General features: G+C 72.4%; 16 protein-coding genes and 1 pseudogene. 8 read left to right on the top strand and 9 right to left on the bottom strand.

All coding sequences use genetic code 11. From position 1 onward, the window contains the following. The first annotated feature begins 22 nt into the window (after positions 1-22). Positions 23-724, top strand: coding sequence for an SDR family NAD(P)-dependent oxidoreductase (locus ACIP98_RS13360; protein WP_319657796.1), 702 nt, complete (start codon positions 23-25; stop codon positions 722-724). 189 nt (positions 725-913) lie between these two features. Then, positions 914-1756, top strand: a complete 843-nt coding sequence (locus ACIP98_RS13365) for a prephenate dehydratase (protein ID WP_319657795.1) — start codon at positions 914-916, stop codon at positions 1754-1756. A gap of 91 nt (positions 1757-1847) precedes the next feature. Here the strand turns inward: ACIP98_RS13365 and ACIP98_RS13370 are convergent, their stop codons facing one another. The 5 genes from ACIP98_RS13370 to ACIP98_RS13390 form a co-directional block, all read right to left on the bottom strand. After that, the gene (locus ACIP98_RS13370) at positions 1848-2648 is read right to left on the bottom strand and encodes an SDR family NAD(P)-dependent oxidoreductase (RefSeq protein ID WP_319657794.1); all 801 of its coding nucleotides are present in this window, start codon (positions 2646-2648) and stop codon (positions 1848-1850) included. A gap of 158 nt (positions 2649-2806) precedes the next feature. Continuing rightward, positions 2807-3421 (bottom strand): TetR family transcriptional regulator, encoded by a 615-nt coding sequence (locus tag ACIP98_RS13375; RefSeq protein ID WP_319657793.1) that lies wholly within the window; start codon positions 3419-3421, stop codon positions 2807-2809. 83 nt (positions 3422-3504) lie between these two features. Then, positions 3505-4254, bottom strand: a complete 750-nt coding sequence (locus ACIP98_RS13380; protein WP_401975672.1) for an SDR family NAD(P)-dependent oxidoreductase — start codon at positions 4252-4254, stop codon at positions 3505-3507. Between the two features lie 12 nt (positions 4255-4266). Beyond that, positions 4267-5004: a VOC family protein gene (locus ACIP98_RS13385; RefSeq protein ID WP_319657791.1), complete on the bottom strand. Its 738-nt coding sequence runs from the start codon at positions 5002-5004 to the stop codon at positions 4267-4269. Between the two features lie 174 nt (positions 5005-5178). Beyond that, the gene (locus ACIP98_RS13390) at positions 5179-5643 is read right to left on the bottom strand and encodes a hypothetical protein (protein WP_319657790.1); all 465 of its coding nucleotides are present in this window, start codon (positions 5641-5643) and stop codon (positions 5179-5181) included. Positions 5644-6553: 910 nt separating this feature from the next. Here ACIP98_RS13390 and ACIP98_RS13395 point away from each other — a divergent pair. Then, positions 6554-7213 carry a hemerythrin domain-containing protein gene (locus ACIP98_RS13395; RefSeq protein ID WP_401975677.1) on the top strand — a complete coding sequence of 220 codons (660 nt, stop codon included), beginning with the start codon at positions 6554-6556 and terminating at the stop codon, positions 7211-7213. Between the two features lie 135 nt (positions 7214-7348). Here the strand turns inward: ACIP98_RS13395 and ACIP98_RS13400 are convergent, their stop codons facing one another. After that, on the bottom strand, positions 7349-8326 hold the full coding sequence (locus ACIP98_RS13400; protein ID WP_401975680.1) for an amidohydrolase family protein: 978 nt from the start codon (positions 8324-8326) through the stop codon (positions 7349-7351). 240 nt (positions 8327-8566) lie between these two features. Between ACIP98_RS13400 and ACIP98_RS13405 the strand changes: the two genes are divergently transcribed. After that, complete coding sequence (locus tag ACIP98_RS13405; RefSeq protein WP_319657787.1) at positions 8567-8830, top strand: GlsB/YeaQ/YmgE family stress response membrane protein; 264 nt, start codon at positions 8567-8569, stop codon at positions 8828-8830. Between the two features lie 103 nt (positions 8831-8933). Here ACIP98_RS13405 and ACIP98_RS13410 read toward each other — a convergent pair. Further along, a pseudogene (locus tag ACIP98_RS13410) lies at positions 8934-9980 on the bottom strand (sporulation protein). A gap of 288 nt (positions 9981-10268) precedes the next feature. Here ACIP98_RS13410 and ACIP98_RS13415 point away from each other — a divergent pair. Further along, positions 10269-11570, top strand: coding sequence for a hemolysin family protein (locus ACIP98_RS13415; RefSeq protein WP_401975683.1), 1302 nt, complete (start codon positions 10269-10271; stop codon positions 11568-11570). Then, positions 11567-12589 carry a hemolysin family protein gene (locus ACIP98_RS13420; protein ID WP_319657785.1) on the top strand — a complete coding sequence of 341 codons (1023 nt, stop codon included), beginning with the start codon at positions 11567-11569 and terminating at the stop codon, positions 12587-12589. Before ACIP98_RS13415 ends, ACIP98_RS13420 begins: the two co-directional genes overlap by 4 nt. 26 nt (positions 12590-12615) lie before the next feature. On the opposite strand, the gene ACIP98_RS13425 is transcribed toward ACIP98_RS13420, so the two are convergent. Further along, a complete protein-coding gene (locus tag ACIP98_RS13425) occupies positions 12616-13476 on the bottom strand; it encodes an LLM class F420-dependent oxidoreductase (protein ID WP_319657784.1) in 861 nt (286 codons plus the stop codon). A gap of 246 nt (positions 13477-13722) precedes the next feature. Here ACIP98_RS13425 and ACIP98_RS13430 point away from each other — a divergent pair, with 246 nt between their 5' ends. After that, on the top strand, positions 13723-14169 hold the full coding sequence (locus ACIP98_RS13430; protein ID WP_319657783.1) for a nitroreductase family deazaflavin-dependent oxidoreductase: 447 nt from the start codon (positions 13723-13725) through the stop codon (positions 14167-14169). Positions 14170-14550: 381 nt separating this feature from the next. After that, entirely contained in the window at positions 14551-14778 is a 228-nt protein-coding gene (locus tag ACIP98_RS13435; protein WP_401975687.1) for a hypothetical protein, read from the top strand. A gap of 240 nt (positions 14779-15018) precedes the next feature. On the opposite strand, the gene ACIP98_RS13440 is transcribed toward ACIP98_RS13435, so the two are convergent. Beyond that, complete coding sequence (locus ACIP98_RS13440; protein WP_401975690.1) at positions 15019-15936, bottom strand: DUF6891 domain-containing protein; 918 nt, start codon at positions 15934-15936, stop codon at positions 15019-15021. Positions 15937-15940: the final 4 nt, after the last annotated feature.

Raw genomic sequence — 15940 nt, forward strand, 5'->3', positions numbered from 1 at the left:
CGACACCCTTCGAGGAACCCACATGACCATCACACTCGTCACCGGCGGCAACAAGGGGCTGGGCCGCGAGACCGCCCGGCAGCTCGTCGAGCGCGGTCACACCGTCTGGATCGGCTCCCGTGACACCGCACGCGGCCGGGCCGCCGCCGACGACCTCGGTGCCCGCTTCCTGCAGCTCGACGTCACCGACGACGCCTCCGTCACCGCGGCGGCGGAGGAGCTCCGCCGGCAGGAGGGCCGCCTGGACGTCCTGGTCAACAACGCCGGTGTCTTCGAGGGCATGGTGAACGCCGAGCAGGCGACGGCCGACCACATGACCACCGTCCTCGATGTGAATGTCATCGGCCTGGTGCGCGTGACGCACGCCTTCCTGCCGCTGCTCCGGGCGTCGAACAGCCCCGTCGTGGTGAACGTCAGCAGCGGGCTCGGCTCGTTCGGCGTGGTCCAGGACCCGGACCGGCACGAGTCGCACTTCGTGACGCCGGTCTACTCGTCCGCCAAGGCCGCGGTGAACATGCTGACCGTCCAGTACGCCAGGGGCCTGCCCGCCATGCGGGTCAACGCCGTCGAGCCCGGCTTCAGCGCGACCGACCTGCACGGCCTGAGCGGCGACGGCATCCAGAGCCCCCAGGAGGGGGCCGAGGCGATCGTGATGCTCGCCACGATCGGGCAGGACGGCCCCACCGGCACGTTCACGGACCGCAGCGGGCCGCTGCCCTGGTGAACACCCGCCCTCGCGGGCCCCGGCCGGCGTGCCGCCGCGGGCCCGCCCGGGCGGTCGGCCCGCACGGTTTCGCGGATGATCCCAGTAGCATGCGGGGAGTGGGTCCGGGCGCGCTTGCCCGCGCCGGTCCCGTACGCACCGCCGACCGACGGTCGCGGCCAGCCCCGAGCCGGAGATACCGACACGCACATGGTGACCATCGCCTACCAGGGAGAGCCGGGGTCGAACTCGGCCGCCGCGGCCCGTGACCTGTACCCCGGAAGCCGCGACCTGCCCTGCACGACCTTCGAGCAGGCCCTGGAGGCGGTGACGCTGGGTACCGCGGACCTCGCGGTGATCCCCATGGACAACTCCGCCGCCGGCCGCGTCGCCGATGTGCACCACCTGCTCCCCGACTCCGGCCTGTCGATCATCGCCGAGTACTTCCTGCCCATCCGCTTCGACCTGATGGGCGTTCCCGGCGGGTCGCTGGAGGACGTTAAGTGCGTCCGCAGCCACGTGCACGCGCTGGGCCAGTGCCGGAAGATCATCCGCGAGGGCGGCTGGCAGACCCTGGTGAGCGACGACACCGCCGGTGCCGCCCGCGAGGTCGCCGAGCTCGGCGACCCGCGGCACGCGGCCCTGGCCCCGCCCGGTGCCGCCGCCCTCTACGGGCTGCAGGTGCTGGCGAGCGGCGTCGAGGACACCCACGACAACACCACGCGCTTCGTGGTGCTGGCCCGCGACGCACAGCTCCCTGCGGTCACCGGCGAGCCGATGATGACCAGCCTCTTCTTCTCCGTGCGGAACATCCCGAGCGCGCTGTACAAGGCGCTGGGCGGCTTCTCCAGCAACGCCGTGAACCTCACCAAGATCGAGAGCTACCAGGTCGGCGCCGGGCTCGCGGCCAGCCGCTTCTACATCGAGATCGAGGGCCACCCGGACGAGAAGCGGGTCGCCCTGGCCCTGGAGGAACTGCGATTCTTCTCCTCCGAGGTGCGCTTCATGGGCGTGTACCCGGCGCACCCCCACCGCACCGCGGAAGGCGCCTGACCGACCACGCGGGCCGCGGGCCTGGTGCCCCCCTCGGCAGGGGGGTACCAGGCCCGCGGTGCACGGCGACCGTGACGACGGGCTACGACGGCTACGACTGCCCGGTGTAGCGCTTCGCCGGCTGCGACAGCGAGAGCACCGGGGCGAGCGCGAGCCTGGCCTCGTCGTAGGCCTTCCACGTGTCGTACTCCGGCAGTGAGGGGATCGTCACCAGCTCACCGGCGTCAAGACCGGCGAGGGCGGCCCGGGCCGCGTCCCGCGGCGACATGACCGCCTCCTTGGGCAGCTGGTGCAGCTCGATGCCGGAACCGTCCCAGATCGTCGTCTCCAGCGCGCCCGGGACCACGACCTGGACGCGTACCGGGGAGTCGGCGAACTCCTGGGCCAGCGCCTGGGTGAACGCGATCACGTACGCCTTGGCCGCGCCGTACACCGCGCCCACCGGCGGGATGTTCAGCGCGAACGCGGACGAGATGTTGACGATCGAGCCCGCGCCGCGCCCGGCGAACGCCTTCGCGGCGGCCGCCGCGATCCGGGTGACGGAGGTCAGGTTGAGCGTGATGAGCGACTCCAGCTGATCCGGATCCGCCGCCGACAGGGGCCCGAACAACGCGCTGCCGGCGTTGTTGACCAGGACGTCGATCGCCGCGTCGGAGGCCAGGCGGGTCTCGACGGCCCTGATGCCCTCGGCGGTGGACAGATCGGCGCGCACGACCGAGACCGCGCGGCCCGACCGCTCCGCCAGGCTCGCGGCGGCCTTCTCCAACCGGGCCTGGTCGCGGGCGACCATCACGATGTCGTGGCCGCGCGCGGCGAGTTCCTCCGCGTAGGCCGCGCCAAGGCCCGCCGTCGCGCCGGTGATGAGTGCCGTTCCGGCCGATGCTGTGGACATGTCGATCCCTCTCGTTCATGGAGGCGTGCCACGCCTCTTAGATACTCACTATAATCTAAGGCGTATGTGCCGGATCCTGTTCCGGCTCCGGCGCAGGAACGTGTGCGGAGGGATGAGGAGAGGTGCGGAGAGGTGAGAGGAGGGCGGGCCCTGCGTGATCAGTGCGCGTGCGCGGCGGCGGAGGCGACGGCCTCCAGGGTCACGTCGAGCAGAACCTCGACGCGCTCGGTGCCGCCGCTCTCCGTCCACGCGTTGACGGCCGTGTTGAGGCAGGCCAGTACTGCCGCGGTGATGGCACGGGCCCGCAACTCCCGCCGCTCGCCGTCGAGTCGGGCCGCGACGAGGGGGACCAGCAGTTCCTGCCACTCCAGTTGCTTCTTCGCCAGCGCCCCCCGCAGCGCCGGCGTCGCGGCGAGCATCCGGGACGTGGCGAGGAGCCTGCCGTCGGGATCGCGGTCGAGGGCCTCGACATGGCCGTCCAGCGCGTGCCGCAGCGCCGCCCAGAGCGGCTCGTCCACGGGCCGGGCCGCCAGCCGGTCGGCGATGCCCTGACCGATGGCTGTCAGGTTCCCGACGACCATGTCCTCCTTGCTGGCGAAATAGCGCGCGACGCTCCGCCCGGACATGCCGATCTCGGCCGCGATCTGCTCGATGGTGGTCCTGTCGAAACCGTGCTCGATGAACAACGCCATCGCCCGGTCGGCGATCTGCGACCGCACCGTCTGCCGCGTCATCTCCCGGAGGCCTGATCGGGCTGCGTCTGGGCTGCTCATGGGGACAGCCTATCCGTCACTGACAACGGAGCCGCAGGTGGACATTCCTGTCATCCTCTGCCGGGGCCAGGACCAGGACGGGTTCAGAGCTGCGTCTGGCCGCCGTTGACCTCGTAGACGGAGCCGGTGACGAAGGACGCGTCGTCGGACAGCAGGAAGCTCACGACCGCGGCCACCTCCTCCACGTCCCCCGTGCGGTTCATCGCCGTCTTCGCCGCGATCGCCGCCCGGACCTCGGGCGGCAGCGCGCGGGCGGACGGGGCGTCGATCGGGCCCGGTGCGACGGCGTTGACGCGGATGCCCCGCCGGGCGTACTCCACGGCCGCGGAACGCGTCAGACCGATGACGCCGTGTTTGGAGGCCGCGTAGGCGGCCCGTCCGGCGTGCGCCATGAGGCCCGCGGTGGACGCCATGTTGACGATCGCCCCACCGTCGCCCTGCGCGAGGAGGCGGGACAACTGCGCCCGCATGCTGTGGAAGATACCGGTGAGGTTGACGTCGATGACGCGCGCCCAGTCGGCCGGCGCCGTCTCGTGGACGTCCACCAGCCCGGGTGTGATCCCGGCGTTGTTGAAGGCGATGTCGAGCCGGCCGTACGCGGCGACGGTGAACTCCACGAGCCGCGCGGTGTCCTGGAGCACCCGGACGTCGGCCTCGAAGGGCGTCGCCTCGCCGCCCGCGGCCTTGATCTCGCGTGCCACCCGTTCGGCGCCCGCGCTGTCCACGTCGGCCACGACGAGCTGCGCGCCCTCACGGGCGAGGCGTTTGGCCGTCGCTTCGCCGAGCCCCGCTCCGGCACCGGTGACAATGCCGGTCTTTCCTGTGACGGACATGGTCGGTCTCCCTCACTTCCGGTGCGCGAGAACGGTGAAGACCGCGCCCAGCGGGTCGAGCAGCACGGCGATGCGGCCCGCGCCCATGTCGGTGGGCGCCATGAGCACGGTGCCGCCCGCGTCCGAGGCGCGTACGGCGGCCTCCGCCGGGTCCTCGACGGTGAAGTAGGCGTCCCAGTACGGCGGAATCTCCGGGGACATCGCCGGCGGACGGGGCAGCAGCAGGGCGACCCGCGTGTCGGCGAGGTGCACGGCGCGACGGCCCAGCGGCGCTTCGGGGGCGCCCACCTCCCACGCGAACAGCTCGCGGTAGAACGCGGCCGAAGCGTGGACGTCGTCAGTGATGAGCTCGCTCCACGCGAAGGTCCCGGGCTCGCGGGTCCCTGCCGGGGCGGCGGGCCGTGCCCCGGTCCCGCGGAGGGCGAACCGCGCACCGCCGGGGTCGGTGACATGCACGTCCCCGTCGGACGAGGACAGGACGCTGCCGCCGGCGGCAGCGGCGGCGGCGGCGCTCCTGGCGGTGTCGGTCACGCCGATGAACGTCGTCCAGCCCGTCATCGCCGGTTCGCTCACGGGCCGGAGCCCGGCCACCGGCCGCCCGTGGAGCAGGGCCGTGCGGTGGCTCGTGTGCGGATCGCCCTGCGCGAACTCCCAGCCGAAGAGGGCGCGGTAGAAGGTCGCCGCGACCCGGGGGTCGGGCGACCCGAGTTCGGCCCAGCAGGGTGTGCCGGGGGCGGGGGTGGTGGCCATGTCTGAGCTCCTTTCCGGTCCGTCCGGGGACTGTCCCGGACTATGGCGTCGACTATAGACACGAGTGTCAGTCAATGACAAACACGTCGCCTGACGTCATATATGAGGTGCACATGACAAAAGCCACAGCCAACAGCCGAAGCGTCGCCGTAGGGCACCGTGAAAAGGGGCCGGTCAGGAGGCCGCTCGGTAGAGGCCGCGCCCCGTGCGCCGCACCCGGGAGGCGCCGACGAGCCGGTCGAGCGTGCTGCGCACCGCGTTGATGCTGCCCGCGTTCGCGTCGCGGCCCAGAGCGGCGGCGACGTCGCGGGCGCGGACCTCGGTGCCGCCGGTGGTGGCCAGGTACTCCAGGATCTGCTCGGTCAGCCGGCCGTAGGTGCCCTGCGTGGCCGCGGACTCGGCCGGATGCGTCACGGGCACCGGGACGGAACCACCGGTGACGTCGTCGAGGTCGCGGGACTCGGTGGGCATCAGCTTCTGAAGAGCACCGAGGGCCCTGCGCACGGAGCCGAGGTGCGCGAGGACTGCTGCCAGTTCCCGCTCCAGCCCGTGCTGTTGTGCCTCGAGGCGCTGGAGTTCGTCCTGGAGCGCCCGAGCGGTGGCCTCGATGTCACGAGCGGTGTGCGTGATGAAAGCCATGCGCCCTCTCATCCTCGGCTCCGGCTCCGTCCTGGTGTGGCGAACCGAACGTCCCCGTCGTCGCTTCCGTGAGAAGCGCGCGCGAGGCGCGGGGACACGTCGGTCCGCCTGCTCCACAGATTAGTACGGCACGTGGTGACACGGTCACAGTTCTGCTGCGACTCCGGTCGGCGGAACGGGGCGGAAGGGTCGTTCGGGGCCGCCCCGCAGAGTCCGGCATCGTTCACACCATTCATTGTGACACGATGTATTTCTGGGCGCATACCGCGTGCGGCGACGCCCGGTGAATCAGCCGAGAATGCGCGTTTTGTCGGGGCGTCCTCGCCATGACAATCTTTGCAAGACATTTTGGTTTGCTACGGTGTCACTCGCGCCGGTCGGGCAGGCCGGCGGCGTCACACCGCCGTTGTGGCCGTGATGCGAGCGACCCGCGCTGTGGACGGGTCGCGCAGAAGACTCCCGGCGTGGATCTGTGGGGAGACCCACGCCGGGAATACGGGAGCGCCCCGTGCCGAGCCTGTCGGGGGTCTTGGCGCGGGGCGTTCCCCCGTGGCGGTCCGGGTGACGCCTCCGGAAGACGCCCGGTCCGGGGAACGGGAGTCCCGGGAACACCGGGGTACTGCCCGGCCCGTGTTCCGTCTGTGGGGGTCGGCCGGGTACGGCGCCGCGCCCACCGCGGCGTCATCACCCACGAAGGACGCAATGTTTGATATATCCTTCAACTATTGACACTGTCGGAGTGGCTGGTGGAAACGAGTTCCGGCCGCGGGAGGCCCACGGCGGCCGAGACTGAAAGGTGATCGCGATCCGCTCCGAACCGTGTCGGGGTACAGAGGGGCTGCCGCCAGCCAGCACACGTTGTGACAGCAATCCGAACGAGGAGCCAGTGAATCCCGCCACCCGCGAAGCCATGGCCGATGTGCGAGACATGTACATGGCGCACACCATGCTCCGTCGTGAATTCGGCCTGCTCCCGAAACTCGTTCGGGACGTCGAGCCGTACGACACCAAGCGCTCGGAGGTCGTGGGCGCCCATGTCCAACTCGTCTGCGACATCCTGCACTTCCACCACGAGGGCGAGGACGTGATCCTCTGGCCGCTGCTCCACGAGCGTGGCGGTGAGGAGGCCGAGGCCATCGTGCCGGTGATGGAGGAGCAGCACCACGCCATCGAGGCCGCCCACGGCGCGGCGATGCGCCTGTTGCCGGAGTGGAGGTCCACCGCGCGCGGCGGGCACGAGCTCGCCGACGCGTTCGACCGGCTGCTGGTCACGTTGCTGGAGCACATGGCGATGGAGAAGGAGCGGATCCTTCCCCTGGCCGAGAAGTACGTCACCGCGACCGAGTGGCGGCAGCTCGGTGAGCACGGCATGGGTGCGGTGCCGAAGAAGGCACTCCCGCTCGCCTTCGGCATGGCCATGTACGAGGGGGACCCCGAGGTGATCAAGGCGGTCCTCACCGAGGCCCCGCGGCCCGCCCGGATGGTCATGCCGCTCCTCGCGCCGCGGTTGTACGCCCGGCACGCCAAGCGGGTCCACGGCACCGCCACCCCGCCGCGGGTCGTGCGCTGACCCGCGGCCCGTCGGGGGCACCGGCACCCCGGCAACCCGATCGCCGCGCCCGGGGGCGGGGCGCGGTCGTGGGCCGGGGCGTGCCGGCGGGGAGACCCGCCGCCCCGGCGTCGTTCCCGAGGCGCTGTCGGGCGGCTATCCGGTCAGCCGGGTCAGACGGGGGAACAGACTGCGCGCGTTGCCCGAGGTCACCAGATGCTTCCCGGCCGCGTCGAGTACTCCCGTGGCGGCCAACGCGGCAGCCAGGTCCTTGACGACGGGCGCGGGGGTGAACGGGTAGTCGCTGCCGTACACCAGCCGGTCGGGGTCGACGAGGGAGAGCAGCGCGGGCAGCGCGCGCGGAAGTGCGGCGCCCGCCACGTCGTAGTGCAGTGCGCGCAGCGCCGCCAGGACGTCGACGCCGGTCCCGGACATCTGCGCGAACACCGCGATCCGGTCCGCCATCACGGGAAGCGCCGCCCCCGCGTGCGGCACGACGAACCGGATGCCGGGACAGCGCTCCAGCACGTGACGCAGCGCGAGTTCGGCGACCGCGCGCGTCGAGTCGAAGAGGAACTCGACCATCGGGCGCGGGAATCCAAGGGCCGTCCGCTCCCCGCACACCGGGGACGTCGGGTGCAGCAGCACCACGGTTTCGCGGCGGTGCAGCTCCGCCATCAGCGGTGCGAAGCGGCTGTCGCCGAGATACACCCCGTCGTAGTTGGTCAGCAGGATCACCCCGTCCGCGCCGAGCACGTCCAGGGCGTGGCCGAGTTCCGCGAGCGCGGCCGGGACGTCGGGCAGCGGCAGTGATGCCAGCAGCCCGAACCGCCGGGGATGTTCCCTGACGACGGCCGCGCCCTCCTCGTTGACGGCACGGGCCAGCGTCGCGGCGGCGGCCGCGTCCCCCAGCGAGACACCGGGGGAGGAGACGGACAGCATCGCCGTCGCCACACCGGTCTCGTCCATCAGCGCGAGGGCGCTCTCCGGACTCCACTCGGGGATCGCCGGCATGCCGTCGGGGCGCGTGTGCCCGGCGGCCGTCAGCGCCTCGCGGTAGGACGGGGTGATGTAGTGGGCGTGGACGTCGATCGCCCCGCCGAGCCCGGCGAAGTCCTGTGCGGCGGCGGCCATGGCGCTCCTCGATGCGGTACGGCTGATCGCTGCGACCGGTCGGTTCGGACCGATCGGAACGATCACAGCACCACCTCCGGCGGCGGGGCGGGACGTCGTGCGTGTCGCCCGGCGCTCCGCCCGGAAGGCCCAAGGCCCGTCCCCGGGCGAGCCGTGGGCCGGTCCTCGGCAAGTGGTCGGCATGCGGGGGGCGATAGGGGGCACATGACGGGCGACGAGCTTGTTCACAGGGAGGCGGCCATGGAGATCTCAGGCATCATCAGTGCCATCATCATCGGCGTGATCATCGGCATTCTGGGACGTCTGCTGGTCCCGGGGCGTCAGCACATCGGCGTGATCTGGACCATTCTGATCGGCATCGTGGCGGCGCTGATCGGCTCGGCCATCGCGGCGGGTGTGGGCGTGGCGGACACCAACGGCGTCGACTGGGTCGAATGGCTCATCCAGATCGCCCTGGCCGCGGTGGGTGTCGCCGCCCTGGACCGTGCGAAGGCGCATCGCTGACCTTCGTACCCGCACAGCGCACAGCGCACCGGGGCCCGGGCCGCACGGCCCGGGCCCCGGTGCTGCTCACGCCGGCTCGTGCTCGGCGGGCATCGGCGTCGCTTCAGGACTCATCGTCCTCGTCGTCCTCGTCGTTCTCGTCGTACCCCTCGTTGCCGTCGGCGTCGTTGTCCTCGGCGTCGAAGAACTCGTCGACCGCCTCGGAGACCAGGTAGCCGCCGACCGCTCCGGCCGCCAGGCCGGCGGCGCCCGCGGCGACGGCCGTGCCGACGCCCATGCCGGATCCGTGGTGGTCGTCGTCGTGATGGTGACCGTGACCGTGGTCGTGACCGTACGCCGCGGGGGAGCCGGGTCCGCCGTGCCGGTCGACGAGCCGCCGGATCCAGGAGTCGACCTCCGCGGTCCAGTCCGTGCGGAGCACAGCGGCGTGGCCGACGGCGAAGCGGTCGACCCGGTCGTGGCCCTCGGAGAAGAGGCCGCCGTGCTTGTCGGCCTCCAGAACGATCTCGACGCCGGCCGGGTGGGCGAGGAAGGTCAGTTCGATCTCACTGACGGCGTGCGCGTACCGACGCCGGGGCCACGAGTTCGATCTCCTGGTGGAACGGCAGCCGCCGGCCGGTGCCGCGGAGGTGGCCCAGTTCCAGGTCGGCGGCGGTGAAGCCGAAGCCGAGTTGCCCGAGGGCCTCCAGGATCGCCTCCTGCGCGGGCAGCGGCGCGACGCTCAGCGCGTCGAGGTCGCCCTTGTCACGGGCGCCCGCCACCTCCAGCTCCGTGCGGACGCCGAGGGTGATACCGAGGGGCTGCGCCCGTGCAACTCGGTGACGGGCGTCTCCCGCGGCACGGGCACGGAGAACGGCAGGGTGTGCCGCGCGCCGGCCGGCAGGCGGAAACCACCGCCGACCACGGTCCGGTCGAAGACGACGACGCCCTCGTGCTCCCCGTCTTCGTCCCCGTACCCGTGGCCGCCCTCCGCCTCCACCCGGGCGACCAGTTCCAGGACGACGGCGTGGATGTCCGCGTCCGTGTCGCCGCCTGCCAGGTGGATCTGTCCGTACAGCGTGCCGCCGGGCAGGACCGGGCCCCCGGTGAGGACCTTGTCGACCGAGGGCCCGCCCACGCCGAGCGCCCCGAGCAGCCGTTCGAACACCATCGCGGCGTTCACTCCTTCGTATGTGGTTCCGTCGGCCCCGTGCGGGCCGCATGCTGAACTGCGCCGCCGGGGCCGGGAGTTCCCGGGCGGCGCGAACGGGTGACCCGCGCCCGGCCGGCCGCCGGAGGCTGCCCCTACCGGGCACCTTTGCGCGTCCTTTACCCTGGGGGAAACGTCACCGTTCCGAGCCCGAGAAGGAGCCGCGGTTCCCGCGATGGACCACCCTCCCAGTACCGACCGTGTCATTCCCCCTGAGAACCGCCGAGCCGGGGGAGCGGGGGTGACACGGTGACCGAAGTCCTCCTCCTGCTGCTGGCGCTGCTGCTGACCCTGGCCTGCGCGGTGTTCGTCGCGGCGGAGTTCTCCCTGACCACGGTCGAGCGCGGCGAGCTGGAGCGGGCCGCTGCCGCCGGCGAACGCGGCGCCGGCGGCGCTCTGAAGGCGGTACGCCGGCTGACCTTGCAGCTGTCCGGCGCGCAGCTGGGCATCACCGTCACGTCGCTGGTCATCGGCATGCTCGCCGAACCGTCCCTCGCGGTGCTGCTGACCGGCCCGCTGCGGGCCACCGGGCTGCCGGAGGGCGCCGCGTCCTCGCTGGCGACCGTGCTCGGCGTGGGCGTGTCCACGGTCGTCCTGATGGTGATCGGCGAGCTCGTGCCGAAGAACTGGGCGATCTCCCGCCCGCTGGCCGTGGCCAGGACCGTGGCCGGACCGCAGCGCGGCTTCACCGCCGTCTTCGGACCGTTCATCCGGCACCTGAACGAGGCGGCGAACCGTCTCGTGCGCCGCTTCGGCCTCGAACCCGCCGAGGAACTGGCCTCCGCCCGCACCCCGGACGAGCTGATGGCGCTGGCCCGCCACTCGGCGGCCGCGGGCCTGCTGGAGCCGGACTCCGCGGAGCTGTTCGTGCGCACCCTGCACCTGAGCGAGCTGACCGCGGAGAACGTCATGACCCCGCGCGTGGACGTACGGGCCCTGGAGTCCCGCGCCACCGCCGCCGACGCCGCGAACCTCACCCTGGCCACCGGCCTGTCCCGCTTCCCGGTCTACCGGGACAGCATCGACGAGGTCGTCGGCACCGTGCACATCCGCGACGTCCTCGCCCTCCCGGCCGCCGCGCGCGGCCGCACACCCGTCACCGCGCTGGCCACCGCGCCGCTGCTGGTGCCGGACAGTCTGCCCGTCGACCGGCTCCTGGAACGCATGCGCAGCCGCCGCACCATGGCTGTGGTCATCGACGAGTACGGCGGCACCGCCGGCGTCGTCACCGTGGAGGATGTCGTGGAGGAGGTGGTCGGCGACGTCCGCGACGAGCACGACCCGCAGGAGAGCCCCGACCTGGCACCGTCCGGCGACGGCGCGTGGGAGGCCGACGGCAACGTCCGCATCGACCAGCTCGCCGAGATCGGGCTGACCGTCGCCGAGGGCCCGTACGAGACCGTGGCCGGACTGATGGCCACCTCGCTCGGCCGCATACCCGCCCGTGGCGACCAGACGGAGGTCGACGGCTGGCGCATCAGCGTGCTGAGCGTCGACCACCACGTGGCCGAGCGGGTCCGTGTCGCCCGCATCCCGGAGGACGCGCGATGACCGTACTGCAACTCGCCATCGGCGCCCTGACCCTGCTGACCAACGCCTTCTTCGTGGGCGGTGAGTTCGCCCTGATCTCGGTGCGGCGCAGTCAGGTCGAGCCGCGCGCCGAGGCCGGTGACAAGCGGGCCCGAACCGTCGTGTGGGGCCTGGAGCACCTGTCCGCGCTCCTGGCCACGGCGCAGCTGGGCATCACCGTCTCCTCGCTGGTGCTGGGCGCGGTCGCGGAGCCCGCCATCGCCCACCTGCTGGAGCCCGGCTTCGAGGCCGCGCACGTGCCGCACGGGCTCGTCCACCCGATCGCGTTCGTGATCGCCCTCGCCGCGGCCACGTACCTGCACATGCTCTTCGGCGAGATGGTCCCGAAGAACGTGGCGCTGGCCGCCCCCGAGCGGACCGCGCTGCTCCTCGGTCCGCCGCTGGTCGGCCTGACCCGCGCCCTGCGGCCGGTGATCTTCGGGATCAACGCCTTCGCCAACACGCTGCTGCGGCTGCTGCGCGTCGAGCCCCGGAACGAGGTCACCGCCGCCTTCACCGACGAGGAACTCGCCCGTCTGGTGCAGGACTCCAACGCCGCGGGACTGCTCGACGCCTCCGGCACCGAACGGCTGCGGGACGCACTGGAACTCGGCACCCGGCCGGTCGGCGACATCCTCGTGCCCGCCGACCGCATGGTCACCGTCGACGCCCAGGTCACCCCGGACGGACTGGAACGGCTGGCGGCCGCCTCCGGCTACTCCCGGCTGCCGGTCACCGGGTCCGACGGGGACGTCCTGGGCTTCCTGCACATCAAGGACACCCTCGGCGTCACCGACCGCGACCGCCCCTTCCCCCGCGCGGCGATCCGGCCGGTCATCCGGCTGCGGTGCGCCACGCCGCTGGACGACACCCTGACCGCCCTGCGCGCGGCCGGCTCCCACCTCGCCGCCGTGGCGGACGAGGACGGCACGCTCCTCGGCTACGTGACCATGGAGGACGTCCTGGAGGAACTCGTCGGGCCCGCGGCCCCGGCTGCCTGAGCCGGGGCGGGGCGCCGCACCGCCGGCTACGCGATCCGCGGGACCACGGCGGCCAGCAGGTCGACGACACGGGCGGGCTCACGGATCTGGTGGCTGTAGACGTACGCCGCACCGAAGCCGAGTTCCGCCATGGCCCGGGCCCGCGCGGTGAGGTCGTCGGGGGTGGTGTCCGGGCCGACCGCGAGGGTGGTGGTCTTCTCGACGTCCGCGTAGTCGCGGCCGACCGCGGCACAGTGCTCCTTGAGGACCTCCAGCTTCCGGGCGGCCTCGGGCCCGGCGAAGATGTTGCAGGCGTCGGCGTACCGGGCGACCAGACGCAGCGTCTTCTTCTCGCCGGAACCGCCGATCATCAGGTACGGGTGCGGCCGGGACAGGCTCTGCGGGGAGTTGAGGGTGCGGTCGAGCGTGTGATGCGCACCGGCGTACGGTGCCTCGTCGCCGGACCACATCTGCAGGCAGATCTGCAGGGTCTCCTCCAGTCGCTCGAAGCGTTCCTTGACCTCGGGGAACCGGATGCCGAGGCCCTTGGACTCGTCCGCGTTCCAGGCCGCGCCCACGCCGAGGCCGGCCCGGCCGCCGGAGAGGACGTCGAGGGTGGTGACCTTCTTCGCCAGGACGGCGGGCTCGTGGTAGACGACGCCGGTGACCAGGGTGTGCAACAGCACCCGCTCGGTGTGGGCGGCCAGGAAGCCCAGGGTGGTGTAGGCCTCCAGCATCTCGTGCTCGTAGGGGCCGAGGTCGCCGCCGAGCTGCCAGAAGTGGTCCATCACGGTGATGCGGGTGACGCCGGCCGCCTCCGCGTCCCTGGCGTACCGGGCGAGGGCGGGGCCGAGGGCGGGGGCGCCGCCCGTCCACGTGAAGTCGGCGATGTGCAGCCCGAGTTCCATGGGGTTCTCTCCTTGTGTCCGGGGTCTGCCCCGATGGTGCCGCCCAGGTGCCCGGTGCGGGCTCCGCCGCTCCGCCCGGCACCCGGATGTCCCCGGGATGCCTGCCGTGCCCGTCCCGACCGTCCTGCCGCCGTCCGGCTGACCGGCGGTACGCCCGGCGTGTGGCGGCCGGTCCGACCGGGAATGCGCGAGGTGGCTGATGGTGTTGGCGGGGTTACGGTGACACACGGAGAAATGGAGGACGGCGTGCCTTTGGTGGGTGAGTACCAGCCGAGCCCGGAGCAGTGGGTCCGCGATCAGGTCGAGCTGTACGAGCGATCCGGCGGTGCCGAGGGGACGACGCTCCGCGGCAGGCCCGTGATCGTCCTGACGACGCTCGGCGCGAAGTCCGGCAAGATCCGCAAGACCCCGTTGATGCGCGTGGAGCACGACGGAAGCTATGCCGTGGTCGCGTCCCAGGGCGGCGCCCCGAAGCACCCCGTCTGGTACCACAACCTGGTGGCCGACCCCCGGGTCGAGCTCCAGGACGGACCGGTGCGCCAGGACATGACGGCGCGAGAGGTCACGGGCCAGGAGAAGGCGGAGTGGTGGGAGCGCGCGATCGCGGCGTGGCCCGACTACGCGGACTACCAGACCAAGACCGACCGTGAGATCCCGGTCTTCGTCCTGGAACCGGCGACGAAGCCTCACTGAGGCGCGCGCCCCGGCGCGTACCGGTCATGGCCGCCCGCGCTCGCCGCGGGCGGCCACCGTGTTGTGCGCGCCGCCGCACCGGCCGGCTGTCGCCCCGCCGGCCGGGACCGCGTGGGGCGCCGGCAGGACCCGGGGCCGTTCCCGCAGGCTCTTCCCCCTCCGCGGGGACCCCCCGCCGCGCGGTCCGCCGATGCGACGTCGTCCACACCCCGGACAAATGACGGTCGTTCGTGGCAGACTTCCCGCGCCGCCGCGCTGCGCTCGCGGCCGACCGGATGCCGATCGACACGTCATCGTCGAACACGTATTTGGCGGGAGTGGTGCGGATCACGTACAAATGATGCAAAGGCGACACAAGAGACGCATCGGAGGAAGCGCCGTATGACCGACGGGGCCAGCCCCGCTCCCCACGCCGATCCCGCTCTGGCCCGCGACTGCACGTACTGTCGCGGATGGGGGACCATCATCACCGACCTCGGCCGCCACGAACTGTGCCCGCACTGCCAGCCCGTAGGGGAGCAGCCCGCACCGGCACCCCAGCCGTCCGACGCCCGGCCGCCGGCCGGCGCCCGCTACGCGTCCCCTTCCGGGCCCGTCGCCACGATCTGACCGGCCACGTGCACGGCCGCGCCGCGACCCCGCCCGGTCGCCGGCGCGGCCGTGCCGGGCCGGCCCACGGAACGGTCCACGGAACGGCCGGCGCACCCGGGAGGATCCGGCTCCGGCGGGATTCGCCGGCTCTCGGCTCGCGCAGGTCCGGCGGTACACCGAGCCGGGGCGCCGGGAGGCCTCGCCGGCGGCCGGCAGGTTGTGGCAGGGGAACGCGCGGGACGCCGCACCCCCTACCCCTCAGCCCACCAGCCGCTTACGCCAGTCCAGCGGTGTCACCGTGACGGTCCGGGCCGGGTCGCCGTCCCACTGCGAGCGCAGCCCGGCCGCCTCGAGCGCCGCCACGACCTCGCGTCCGATTGCAGCCGCCTGTTCCGTCGAGCCGTCGAAACCCCCGCAGAGGAGCGGCAGTCCGCGTCCGGCCACCGCCGAGTCCGTGCACTGGGAGTGGAAGTACACGAATCCGCGGGCGCCCGGCGCGGCTGCCGCCCGGATCTCGGAGTCCCCGCACGAGCGGCAGCAGGTGAAGTTCTCCCGCGCCGTGACACCTGCCGCCTCCAGCGCCGTGAACGCCCGCGTCAGCCGCTCCGGATCGGTCTCACCCTCCCAGTCGGCCTGTTCCCCGACGCGTTCCAGCCACATCCGGTCGGCCAGTTGCCGGGCCTGTTCGGGGGAGACCGGCCGCCGCCTCCCGGAGACGAGGCACTCCTCCGCGAGTTCCGCCAGCTCCGCCCGCGTCGCGTACCCACCGACCAGTGCCTCGCGTACGCGTGCCTCCAACTGCGCGCGTTCGTCCTCGTCGAGCTTCGGCGGGCGTACGCGCCTGGGTGCCCGGAGTTTCAGCCGTCTCCAGGCGAACTCCTTGTCCCAGTCCAGCTCCTGGCGGGCCCATCCGGTCATCGCGGCCACCGCGGCGTCCGGCGTGTCCAGGAGCACCTGGAAGTGGCGGCCGGGTCCGCCGTCGCGGTGCTCCAGCACACAGCCCTCCCCGAAGCGGTGCCACACCTGGATGAAGACGTCGGGGAGGTCGGGTATGCGCTGGACGATCAGGAACAGATCGCCCTCGGCCCCGATCCCGCCGATCAGGTCCGCGAGTTCGCGCGCGGAGACCCGGACGTGCCGGCTGCCGTTCTCCCGCAACACGGTGATGGGAAGCATGCGC

The organism is Streptomyces sp. NPDC088354 (assembly GCF_044753585.1).
In the GTDB taxonomy this organism is placed as follows: domain Bacteria; phylum Actinomycetota; class Actinomycetes; order Streptomycetales; family Streptomycetaceae; genus Actinacidiphila.